The 10,960-nt window shown below is 57.3% G+C and carries 9 protein-coding genes, 1 pseudogene and 1 other annotated feature; of the genes and pseudogenes, 7 read left to right on the forward strand and 3 right to left on the reverse strand.

From position 1 onward, the window contains the following. Positions 1-102 (reverse strand) — a sequence feature (AL1L pseudoknot). This feature is flagged as partial in the annotation. Beyond that, positions 1-426 (reverse strand): annotated as a pseudogene (locus tag FN828_RS11135) (transposase); the annotation flags it as partial. Its footprint overlaps the feature before it by 102 nt. 57 nt (positions 427-483) lie before the next feature. Then, positions 484-894 carry a hypothetical protein gene (locus FN828_RS11140; RefSeq protein ID WP_142493520.1) on the reverse strand — a complete coding sequence of 137 codons (411 nt, stop codon included), beginning with the start codon at positions 892-894 and terminating at the stop codon, positions 484-486. A 195-nt stretch (positions 895-1,089) separates the two neighbouring features. Between FN828_RS11140 and FN828_RS11145 the strand changes: the two genes are divergently transcribed. The 7 genes from FN828_RS11145 (at position 1,090) to FN828_RS11175 (ending at position 9,497) form a co-directional block, all read left to right on the forward strand. Next, positions 1,090-1,368, forward strand: coding sequence for a HigA family addiction module antitoxin (locus tag FN828_RS11145; RefSeq protein WP_142493522.1), 279 nt, complete (start codon positions 1,090-1,092; stop codon positions 1,366-1,368). After that, on the forward strand, positions 1,365-4,112 hold the full coding sequence (locus tag FN828_RS11150) for a class I SAM-dependent DNA methyltransferase (RefSeq protein WP_142493523.1): 2,748 nt from the start codon (positions 1,365-1,367) through the stop codon (positions 4,110-4,112). The genes FN828_RS11145 and FN828_RS11150 overlap by 4 nt, the downstream gene beginning before the upstream one ends. Position 4,113: 1 nt before the next feature. Beyond that, complete coding sequence (locus FN828_RS11155; protein WP_142493525.1) at positions 4,114-4,527, forward strand: hypothetical protein; 414 nt, start codon at positions 4,114-4,116, stop codon at positions 4,525-4,527. Further along, on the forward strand, positions 4,524-6,566 hold the full coding sequence (locus tag FN828_RS11160; protein ID WP_142493527.1) for a DEAD/DEAH box helicase: 2,043 nt from the start codon (positions 4,524-4,526) through the stop codon (positions 6,564-6,566). Before FN828_RS11155 ends, FN828_RS11160 begins: the two co-directional genes overlap by 4 nt. Beyond that, on the forward strand, positions 6,559-7,740 hold the full coding sequence (locus FN828_RS11165) for a GIY-YIG nuclease family protein (RefSeq protein ID WP_142493528.1): 1,182 nt from the start codon (positions 6,559-6,561) through the stop codon (positions 7,738-7,740). Before FN828_RS11160 ends, FN828_RS11165 begins: the two co-directional genes overlap by 8 nt. Before the next feature lie 225 nt (positions 7,741-7,965). Further along, the gene (locus tag FN828_RS11170; protein WP_142493530.1) at positions 7,966-8,187 is read left to right on the forward strand and encodes a helix-turn-helix domain-containing protein; all 222 of its coding nucleotides are present in this window, start codon (positions 7,966-7,968) and stop codon (positions 8,185-8,187) included. Positions 8,188-8,189: 2 nt separating this feature from the next. Continuing rightward, entirely contained in the window at positions 8,190-9,497 is a 1,308-nt protein-coding gene (locus tag FN828_RS11175) for a HipA domain-containing protein (protein ID WP_142493531.1), read from the forward strand. 15 nt (positions 9,498-9,512) lie between these two features. Here the strand turns inward: FN828_RS11175 and FN828_RS11180 are convergent, their stop codons facing one another. After that, positions 9,513-10,931 carry a DUF6880 family protein gene (locus tag FN828_RS11180; RefSeq protein ID WP_142493533.1) on the reverse strand — a complete coding sequence of 473 codons (1,419 nt, stop codon included), beginning with the start codon at positions 10,929-10,931 and terminating at the stop codon, positions 9,513-9,515. Positions 10,932-10,960: the final 29 nt, after the last annotated feature.

The raw sequence follows: 10,960 nt of genomic DNA on the forward strand, positions 1-10,960 counted from the left end.
AACCCTGCAGATCGACTCGACGCCGTAAACAATGCGCTGATCTTCAATAAAAGCGATCATCGCTTCAGTGGGCGGTCGAGTTCCGCCTGCGCAAAGTTGAACCCGTCACGCCACTGGTTCGAGTGGCGGGTGAAACGCCGACGCTTTGCGGAGAATTTCATTCGCCTGCCGAAGCTCCCGGACCTCACGTTCCAGGGCCTTGATCCGGTCCCGTTCCTCAGTGGTCACGCCATCGCGCATGCCGCTGTCCTTCTCAGCCTGCTTGACCCATTCGCGCAGGGTCTGGGGATTACAGCCAATCTTGGGTGCAATGGCCGCGATCGCGCCCGCCTGCGTTTCGTATGAGCCTTGATGCTCGAACAGCATCCGCACCGCACGCGCGCGGACCTTGGGCGAATAGCGATTTGCCATTTTGCTTTTTGTCATAACCATCATCCTTACTTAGGTTGATGGTCTCCGACAAACTCGGGGCGATTCAAAGTTCTACGGATGCATCCCGTTAAAAATGGGGAGATTACCCCTCCGCTTCTTGTTTTCGAGCGCATCAGGCTTATTTTCGATCCGCGTCAGCGGGGAAGAGGAAATCGAGCCTTCCCAAATATCTTCGAGCCGCGATGAAGACCGTTCGGAGCGCTGGCGCCCTCTTTCAAAGGCAGTCAGTAGCCCAACAGCCTCGCTCACCTTGTCAGTGTTCTTGCGCGAGAAGACAAATCCGCCTGCTTTGGCATCCCATTTCAGGGATACGCCTTTGACAGAATGGGGGCGATCTTGCGGAACACCGCGCAGCACCGCCGCTCGTTCACGGATAGGCTCGATGGTGATCGCTTCGCTTTCCGTATTGGGGGCAGGGCTGCTGAACATGTCCTGCTGGGCACTTGCACCTTCATTGAACAACCCACCTTCTGACAACGGGGCTTTGCCGCCGCGCTTAGGCGCGGGCCTTATCAGTCACCCTAAGTCGGCTTTCAGACTTTTGATGTCGATGTGACACGCAAGGTCGTTCGACTTCCTTTCCGGCCTTATCGCGGTCGAAATCTGATTGATAATCGACAATTATCACCATACGCTCGTCGAAACTGAGGAGCAGACGTGACCCATCCCGGAATCCTTGTTCGACGCGAATGCCTTGATCCCAACGGCCTGTCCGTCACCGACGCCGCACAGGTGCTTGGGTGCAACCGTCAGACCCTCAGCAACCTCCTGAACGGGCGATCCGGCATTTCTCCGGAGATGGCGCTGCGCCTTGAGAAGGCGTTCGGCACCTCCGCCCGCTCTTGGATGGAGCGACAAATGAACCACGAGTTGGAGACGGTCATGGCGCGTGCCCATGAGATCGAAGTCCAGCCATTTACGAGGCAGACCCCATGAACCCCGTTGAAATCGAGCAGGCCATTTCCGACCTCGCCGAGGCTCCCTTTGATGCGGCGGAATTTCCCTATGCCTTCCTTGAGGCCTTTGGGCGCAAGGCGACCGAGATCAAGAAGCTGCGCAAGGGCGACACCAACAAGTCGGACCTGGGCGGGGTGCTGCAACGCAACAACATCCACATGGCAACCTGCGCGCCGGGCGAAGTCTCCCAGACCCTCGCCGCGCTCAAGGGCAGCCCCGCCACGGCCAAACACAAGGCCAAGTTCATCCTCGCCACGGACGGCCAGACCTTCGAGGCCGAGGATCTGATCGGCGGCGACACTGTGGCCTGCGCCTACAAGGACTTCCCCGACAGCTTTGGCGTCTTCCTTCCCCTCGCGGGCATCTCGACCGTCAAGCAGATCAAGGAAAGCGCCTTTGACATCAAGGCGACGGGCCGCCTGAACCGCCTCTATGTCGAGCTGCTGAAGGACAACCCCGATTGGGGCAAGGCCGAGCGTCGGCACGACATGAACCACTTCATGGCGCGGCTGATCTTCTGCTTCTTTGCGGAAGATACCGACATCTTCACCACCGCCGATCTGTTCACCGGCACGATCGACCGCATGTCGAACCGCGACGGCACCAACACGCATGAGGTCATCAGCGAAATTTTCCGCGCGATGAACGTAGCCACAAAGGACCGTGCCAGCGCCAATCTGCCCCGCTGGGCCGATGCCTTCCCCTATGTGAATGGTGGCCTGTTCTCCGGCTCGACCGAGGTGCCGCGCTTCTCCAAGATCGCGCAGCGTTATCTCAGCCATATCGGCGGGCTGGACTGGACCAAGATCAATCCCGACATTTTCGGCTCGATGATCCAGGCGGTCGCGGATGAGGGCGAACGCTCTGTCTTGGGTATGCACTACACCTCCGTGCCGAACATCCTGAAGGTGCTGAACCCGCTCTTCCTTGATGACCTGAACGCGGCGCTGGAGGAGGCGGGCGACAATGCCCGCAAGCTGCTGAACCTGCGAAACCGCATCGCCAAAATCCGGGTGTTCGACCCCGCCTGCGGGTCGGGCAACTTCCTTGTCATCGCATACAAGCAGCTCCGCGCGATCGAGGCCGAGATCAACCGCCGTCGAGGCGAGGCTGATCGCAAGACGGACATTCCCCTGACCAATTTCCGCGGTATCGAGATCCGGGATTTCTCGGCCGAGATCGCCCGGCTGGCGCTGATCATCGCGGAATACCAGTGCGACGTGACCTATCGCGGCCAGAAGGAAGCCCTAGCCGAGTTCCTGCCGCTGGACAGTCAGAACTGGATCACCTGTGGCAACGCTCTGCGGCTCGACTGGCTGTCGATTTGTCCGCCCACGGGGACGGGTGTGAAGGTGAAGGCGGACGATCTGTTTCAGACACCGCTGGATCAGGCGCAGATCGATTTCGAGAATGAGGGGGGTGAGACATATATCTGCGGAAACCCACCCTATCTTGGCTCAACTTGGCAAAGCAAAGAGCAAAAAGCCGATTTGCAGCGCATTTTTGATGGGCGCACAAAAAGCTGGAAGTCCCTCGACTATGTTGCTGGCTGGTTCATGAAGGCGGCTGACTATGGACTCCATACACCCACAGTGTCTGCTTTCGTTACCACAAATTCGATCTGCCAAGGTCAACAAGTGCCCATCCTGTGGCCACTGGTTCTTGAAACAGGCCATGAGATTGCCTTTGCTCATACCTCGTTCAAGTGGGCAAACCTTGCCAGCCATAACGCTGGCGTAACAGTCGCAATTGTGGCGATCTCTAAGCATGCGAGCGCGGTTAAGAAACTTTACGCCTTGGATGCTGCTGGCGAAACAGTGCTTAAGGAAGGCCATAACATCAATGCTTATTTGGTTGCTGCGCCCAATGTCATGGTAGTCAAGTCCTCGTGCCCCATCGGTGGGGCTACGGAAATGCTTCGAGGAAACATGCCATACGATGGCGGCAACCTACTTATGAGTTCCGACGAGGTTGCAGCCCTCGGTCTTAACCCAAATCAACACAAGCGCTTCATTCGGCGCATTTATGGCTCGGCTGAGTTCATTCGCGGGCAGGAGCGGTATTGCCTCTGGGTTGAAGATCAGCACCTTGCCGAAGCCATGCAAATCGCACCAATCAAAGCTCGCATTGAAGGCGTGCGGACCATGCGCCTTGCCAGCCGTGACAAAGGCGCCAATGAGATGGGTAAGCGGGCTCATCAAATGCGTGAAATGAACATCGGCACCAAGCAAACGATCGCCATGCCCTGTGTGTCATCCGAAAATCGCGGATACCTTCCGGCTGGCTTGATCGACAATCGGTCAACTGTCACTAACCTGTGTTTCGCCCTCTACGATGCACCTATTTGGAACCTGTCTCTGCTTCTTTCCAAACTACACCTGATCTGGATCGCAACGGTTTGCGGCAAAATGAAAACGGACTTCCGCTACTCAAACACAATGGGCTGGAACACCTTCCCGGTCCCCAAGCTGACCGATAAAAACCGCGAAGACCTGACCCGCTGCGCCGAAGACATCCTTCTGGCACGCGAGGCGCATTTCCCGGCCACCATCGCAGACCTCTACGACCCCGAAAAAATGCCCGCCAACCTCCGCGCGGCCCATGACCGCAACGACGAGACCCTGGAACGCATCTACATCGGTCGCCGCTTCAAGAACGACACCGAACGCCTCGAAAAGCTCTTCGACATGTACACCAAGATGACGACGAAGGTTCCGGCCTGAGATGTTCGCCCGTGTCCCCTATGCCGACCTCAACTCCCGACAGCGGGAAAACTACAATTTTCATAAGATCGCGGCCCGCATGGCGGACTACGGCTTCAACTGCATTCGCCTGACGGATGATTGGCAGGGGGCAGATTTCATCGCGGTTCACGTTGATGGTGAAACCTTCCTCAAGGTGCAGCTGAAGGGGCGGCTGGTCATCGACAGGAAGTACCTCGGCAAACAGATCTACGTCGCCTTTCTGCATGGCGATGAAGCCTATCTCTATGACCATGATGCCTTTGTTCGGCACTTGGAGACAAATGGTCTGATCGGCGATGCCAGCATAACCTGGCATGAGAAAGGTTTCCGCAGTTGGCCCAGCCCGCCTGCATGGGCCATCACCTATTTGCAAGACTACAGGATTTCCGCATGACCAAGTCTGTTCCCTCTGTTTCCGTTTCCTATCCGGCCAATGGCAGTTCCACCAAGTCCAACGAGCTTGGGATGCGCACCATGCAGGAGCGCGCCTATGAAAAGCGGGGCGAGCAATACCTGTTGATCAAGTCGCCGCCCGCCTCGGGGAAAAGCCGGGCGCTGATGTTCATCGCGCTCGACAAGCTGCACAATCAGGGTCTGAAGCAGGCCATCATCGTGGTGCCGGAGAAGTCGATCGGATCGAGCTTTGCCGATGAGCCGCTGTCGAAGTTCGGATTTTGGGCCGACTGGACCGTCGCGCCGCGCTGGAACCTCTGCAACGCGCCCGGTGGTGACAGCGGCAAGGTAGGGGCGGTCGGCAAGTTCCTGGAAGGCGACGACCAGATCCTCGTTTGCACCCACGCCACTTTCCGCTTTGCCGTCGACAAGTTCGGGATCGAGGCCTTCGATGACCGGCTGATCGCGGTGGACGAGTTCCACCATGTCTCGGCCAACCCCGACAATAAGCTGGGCGCGCATCTCGGCACCCTGATCGCCCGTGACAAGGCGCATGTGGTCGCCATGACCGGATCGTATTTCCGCGGCGACACCGAGGCCGTCCTGTCGCCCGAGGATGAGGCGCGGTTCGAGACCGTGACCTACACCTATTACGAACAGCTCAGCGGCTATACCTACCTGAAGACGCTCGACATCGGGTATTTCTTCTACAGCGGTTCCTATGCTGACGAGCTGCTGAAGGTGCTGGACCCGACCGAGAAGACCATCCTGCACATCCCGAACGTCAATTCTCGCGAAAGCACGAAGGACAAGCATCGGGAGGTCGAGCACATTATCGACGCCTTAGGCGATTGGCAGGGCACCGACCCGGCCACGGGCTTTCAGCTTGTGAAGCGCCCCGATGGCAAGGTGCTGCGGATTGCCGACCTGGTGGACGATGATCCGGCCAAGAGGGACAAGGTTTCCGCCTCTCTCAAAGACCCGAGCCAGAAGAAAAACCGCGATCATGTGGACATCATCATCGCGCTTGGGATGGCGAAGGAAGGCTTCGATTGGATCTGGTGTGAGCACGCCCTGACCGTGGGCTATCGGTCGAGCCTGACGGAGATCGTGCAGATCATCGGACGGGCCACGCGGGATGCGAAGGGCAAGACCCACGCGCGTTTCACCAACCTGATCGCTGAACCGGATGCTTCAGAAGAAGCGGTGCGCGAAGCCGTCAACGATACCCTGAAGGCCATCGCGGCGAGCTTGCTGATGGAGCAGGTGCTGACGCCCAAGTTCGAGTTCAAACCCAAGACGCCCGCCAGCCAACCGCAGGACGGCTTCGATTATGGTGAGGGCGGTTATGACGACAGCAAGTGCAACGTGGGCTTCAATGAGCAGAAGGGCACGTTCCAGATCGAGATTAAGGGCCTGACCCAGCCCAAGAGCGCGGAAGCGAACCGCATCTGTGAGAACGACCTGAACGAGGTCATCACGGCCTTCGTGCAGGACAAGACCACGATTGAACGTGGGCTGTTCGATGAGGAAATGGTTCCGGAAGAGCTGACCCAGGTGAAGATGGGCAAGATCGTTCGCGACAAGTACCCCGAGCTGGACGAGGCCGATCAGGAGGCCGTGCGTCAACACGCCATTGCCGCGATGAATTTTACGCAGCAGGCCAAGAAGACGCTGTTGGGGGATGGCACCGAGGCGCCGTCCAACACCGCCTTTGTCGATGGCGTTCGCCAGTTCGCCATGAGCGTCAAGGAGCTGGACATCGACCTGATCGACCGGATCAATCCGTTCAGCGAGGCCTATGCGATCCTTGCCAAGACCATGAGCGAGGAAAGCCTGAAAGAGGTGGCCGCGGTGATCGAGGCCAAGAAGATCAAACTGTCCCCGGAGGAAGCCCGAGACCTCGCCAAGCGTGCTGTGAAGTTCAAACAGGAGCGCGGGCGGCTGCCGTCATTGACCTCCACAGATGCCTGGGAGAAACGCATGGCTGAAGGCGTGGCCTTCCTCACGCGCATGAAGCAGGAGGCGATGAATGGCTAACATGTTCACCGATGATGACGATGCCCTGCTGTCCGAGCTGGGTATCGAGGTCGAAAAGAAAAAACAGGTCACGCGGACGCCCCGCGAGGAACGGATCATCGCTGGCTTCGAGGACATCCAGAAATTCGTCGCCGAGCATGGACGCCTGCCTCAGCATTCCGAGGACGGCGATATTTTCGAACGGCTTTATGCCGTGCGCCTTCAACGGCTGCGGGAGTTGCCGGAAGCCGCTGACCTTCTTGCCGACCTCGATGATGAGGGCTTGCTTGCCGGAGCCGAGGTGACGCCTGTTGCCGATGATCTGGATGACGATGCGTTGCTTGCCGCGCTTGGCGTCGAGGTCGAAGCCTCCCCTATCACCGAGTTGAAGCATGTCCGTTCGAACGCCGAACGCAAGGAGGCGGAGGACATTGCAAACCGTCAGCGTTGTGAGGATTTCGAGACGTTCCAACCGCTGTTCGAGAAGGTTCAGCGTGAACTGGATGCCGGGCAGCGTGAAACCCGTCCCTTCGAGTTGAAGGCTGAGATCCAGAAGGGCCGTTTCTTCATCGTTGCGGGGCAAAAGGCCTATGTCGCGGAGATGGGCGAGGAGACCCTTACCGATCAAGGTCGGACGGATGCCCGTCTGCGCGTGATTTTCGACAATGGCATGGAAAGCAGAATGCTGATGCGTTCGCTCCAACGAGCTTTGAACAAGGATGAATCCGGTCGGAGGATTACCGAGTCAGTTGCAGGGCCGTTGTTCGCGGACGCCCCCGAAGAAGGCGATAGCACCACCGGCACGATCTATGTCCTGCGCAGCAAGTCCGATCATCCGATGGTGTCCGAGAACCGGGACTTGGTGCACAAGATTGGCGTGACCACATTGGGTGTCGAGAAGAGGATTGCCGGTGCGCATCTTCAACCGACCTTCCTCATGGCGCCGGTCGAGGTTGTGGCGACCTATGAGCTCTACAACATCAACCAGACCCGGCTTGAAAACCTGATCCACCGGATTTTCGGTACAGCACAGCTCGACATCGAAATTCCGGATCGGTTCGGCCGTCCCGTGATGCCCCGTGAGTGGTTCCTGGTGCCGCTGTTCGTCATCGACGAGGCGGTCCAGAAGATCCGGGATGGTTCCATCACAAACTTTCGCTATGATCCAGATAGTGCAAGTCTGGTTCCCAGATAAAGTAGCTAACTGGATATACATCAGCAATCGCGACCTTCGATCCAGAGCCAAACAGACCGGCAAGATATCTGAGCGTAAATTCTACGGCCACGCCCCTGAGGAAATAAGCAATTCTTTAGTTTTTCCGCAACTCGTGCGACATAGGGTATAAAATAAAGAAGTCTTGAGTTATTATGGTTAATGCTATACAGGTCGACCTAAACTAAAGCTTTCTTGAGTTTATCTATGATGTCCAAACAGGAAACGATCCGCTCGGCTAAGGAAATCGGCGCTGTAATCCGCAAACGGCGAAAAGCATTGGGCATCACGCAGAAAATGCTTGCCTTGCAAACAGGTATTTCGGTCCCCACGATTATCGCGGTAGAGCGCGGAAATGAAAAAAGCGGGATCGGCGTGGCGCTTGCTCTTTGCGAAGGTCTGGGCATTGAACTGACGGCCGGGTTCTGATCATGTTGCGACTTGATGTATATCTTGAAGGCATACCCGATCCTGTCGGCGCACTGACCCGTGCCGATGATGGGGGAATTTCTTATGCATATCATAACCTTGATCTGCCATATCCCATTTCGCAATCGCTACCGCTGACCAAAAAGGTTTTCGGCGATGTCGTGACGAGGGGGTTCTTTGACAATCTGCTGTTTGAAAACGCCCTGCGCGATCAGGTCATGCAAAAGTATGGGATTGATCAGACAGATATCGTTGGCCTGCTGTATCATCTGGGTAAGGATTGCCCCGGCGCAATTTCCGTGGTGCCGGAAGGCGCCGCCCCGGCCAAACAGCCGGGGGATTTGGTGGCGGACTATGATCCGATCAGCGCGGATCAGTTAACAGCGATTATGCGATCCTTGCGCGACAAGCGCAGGATGCCAGAAAACACGAACGATCCCTCGCCGCTGGCTGGGGTGCAGGGCAAGGTTGCGCTCACGCGTTTGCCGGATGGCCGTTTTGCCCTGCCGCGTGCGGGTAGCGGGGCACCGACCACCCATATTCTGAAGGTGCCACGCCCCAATGACATACGGTTGGTCGATCACGAACATATCCTGATGCAGATCGCAGGCGCTCTGATGAACCACCCGGTTGCGCAAACTGAACCGATGGGTGGTGAGGATTTGCGCGGGCTTTTGATCACTCGCTTTGATCGAGAGATAAAAGACGGCAAGGTTCACCGCATCCATCAAGAGGACTTCTGTCAGGCACTGGGGCTTGGCCCGCTTTTGAAATATCAACGCAACGGAGCTGGGGATCGGGTGTTTTCGGCCCGCAGCGTCAGCAAGGTTCTGGCCGCATGTGATGCTCCGGCGCAGGCCCGGCTGGCGTTTCTGGAGGGAACGATTGTTAACCTTCTGCTTGGCAATACCGACAATCACGCCAAGAACCACAGCTTGCTTTACACGGGCGCGCGCCCGGATCGGCCTCAGTTGGCGCCTTTCTATGACATCGTGCCGACGCTGATTGACGATGGCGTGACGCATCAACTTTCGTTCGATATTGGCCACGCACAAATGACCGATGACCTGACTTTGGAAGACCTGAGGCTTTTTGTAACGGATCTGGGGTTTCGCAGTTTCACCGCCCCCATGCAGACGCGAATGCAAGAGCTGATCGAAAACGTTGTGGCGTATATCCCCGCAATGTCTGGCCCAGCCCGCAAAAGACTGGGCGATGCAATGGCCGAACAAGCGAAATGGATCGCGAAAGCCCTTGATCTGGACATTTCGATACCTGAACGCGACCTGATTATTATCAATCGCCCATAGAGACGGCAGCTATCGTCACCCTGCACCGACACGGGCCCAGAACCCGGACTTGCGGGAATGCGTTTGTTGAAGGTTGGCAAGATAGGCTGCATGACTGACTATTTCGCCTAAACCAGCAACCTCAATTTCTTTGGCCAACAGGGTCAGCTTTCCAAGGTAAGTTGCGCCATGCCCATATGCCTTGGAGCGCGCGTGTTTCAGAATGTCGTCCAGTAGCGCACGGTAGAGTATGGTCGCGGCCAACGGAAAGTCGTGCTCCAGCAGGAGCGCGATTTTCGGCAGGGTGTGCCAATGGCCACCGTTCCAATGCTGGGGGTGCGTCATGATCAGCTTTGCCGCCAGATCCAGACGCGGCCAATCCAGGAAAAATTGCAGTGCCTGTTCAGGTTTATCCGCAGATAATGCCAACGCATGTGCACGATCTTCGGCCTCAATATCCTCAAAATCAGGCAGATGGTGCAGGTATTCCCGCAATATATCGGCGGATAACGAGACCTCAAAGCATTGCCAACGCAGAGCTTGCGCGGCGGGTTTATCGCCTGTGGCCTCCAGAATGCTGGCTTCCAGACTAACCCGCTTCGCAGACAGATCGTTATTGGCCTCGCCTAACGTGTGCCGCCCCGGTTTACGCACCCACGCCAACGCCTCGGCATTGCGCCCGGCCTCCATAAGCTGAGCCGCAATGCCCAGCGTATCCTGCATCTGCGTTTTTTTCTTCTCCTCCAGCGCAATCAGGAGATCGATATCCCCGCGTGCCAAAGCAATCGTCTGACGCATTGAAGCCCATTGTGAGGTCATCGAATAGAACCAGCCATCCGAGGGTCGACCCGCTTCCTCGGCCTGTCGCTGGATGATCGCGTGTTTCAGGGTGCCATCCCAACGGATAAGACTTTCTGGCGGCAAATGTGGCACCGCGACACTGGTGACATCATCCAGATATCCATGCGTGGTTTCTCCTAATGTGGCCATGATTTTCTCGGGCAACTGATCCGCATCCGGTGCGCTCAGGTTCGGCGCCAGTTCCCCTATTGCGGCAATCGCCTGATAGTAAACGTCCTGAACCCGCCCCGATGAATCGTCGACGCGCTCAAACACCTGCTCGTGGGTCGCAATGAAACGCAGTAGCCGATCGATGGCCAGTGCTGGGGCAGCGGGCCCAAGTTCGGAGGTAAGTGTATCCACCAGACTGCCCAGATCGTCGGCAAAGGCGCGGGCCTTGTCCCAGTCGACAAAACTCTTGGCCCGCGTCAACCCGGACAACCGCCGATCAATCAGTTTAACAATCGCTTCGGGACCAGCTTTTCCGACCACCGCCGCCTTGACCTGCCGTCTAAAACCAGCGTTTCGCTCGGCCTCGTCCAGTACCAGCTGCGCCAGTTTATCGACCCCAAGGTCTTTCAGCTTATCAACGGACAGGGCGGGAGCGCGGGCCATAGGCAGATCTCTGATTTGAAGGGCTGCCG

This window comes from Thalassovita litoralis, assembly GCF_900182725.1.
Taxonomy (GTDB): domain Bacteria; phylum Pseudomonadota; class Alphaproteobacteria; order Rhodobacterales; family Rhodobacteraceae; genus Thalassobius; species Thalassobius litoralis.

Bases quoted from the DNA above. Each gene is read 5' to 3' on its own strand.
- FN828_RS11150 (WP_142493523.1), top strand. From the start codon at position 1,365: ATGAACCCCGTTGAAATCGAGCAGGCCATTTCCGACCTCGCCGAGGCT.
- FN828_RS11155 (WP_142493525.1), top strand. From the start codon at position 4,114: ATGTTCGCCCGTGTCCCCTATGCCGACCTCAACTCCCGACAGCGGGAA.
- FN828_RS11160 (WP_142493527.1), top strand. From the start codon at position 4,524: ATGACCAAGTCTGTTCCCTCTGTTTCCGTTTCCTATCCGGCCAATGGC.
- FN828_RS11165 (WP_142493528.1), top strand. From the start codon at position 6,559: ATGGCTAACATGTTCACCGATGATGACGATGCCCTGCTGTCCGAGCTG.
- FN828_RS11170 (WP_142493530.1), top strand. From the start codon at position 7,966: ATGATGTCCAAACAGGAAACGATCCGCTCGGCTAAGGAAATCGGCGCT.
- FN828_RS11175 (WP_142493531.1), top strand. From the start codon at position 8,190: ATGTTGCGACTTGATGTATATCTTGAAGGCATACCCGATCCTGTCGGC.
- FN828_RS11180 (WP_142493533.1), bottom strand. From the start codon at position 10,931: ATGGCCCGCGCTCCCGCCCTGTCCGTTGATAAGCTGAAAGACCTTGGG.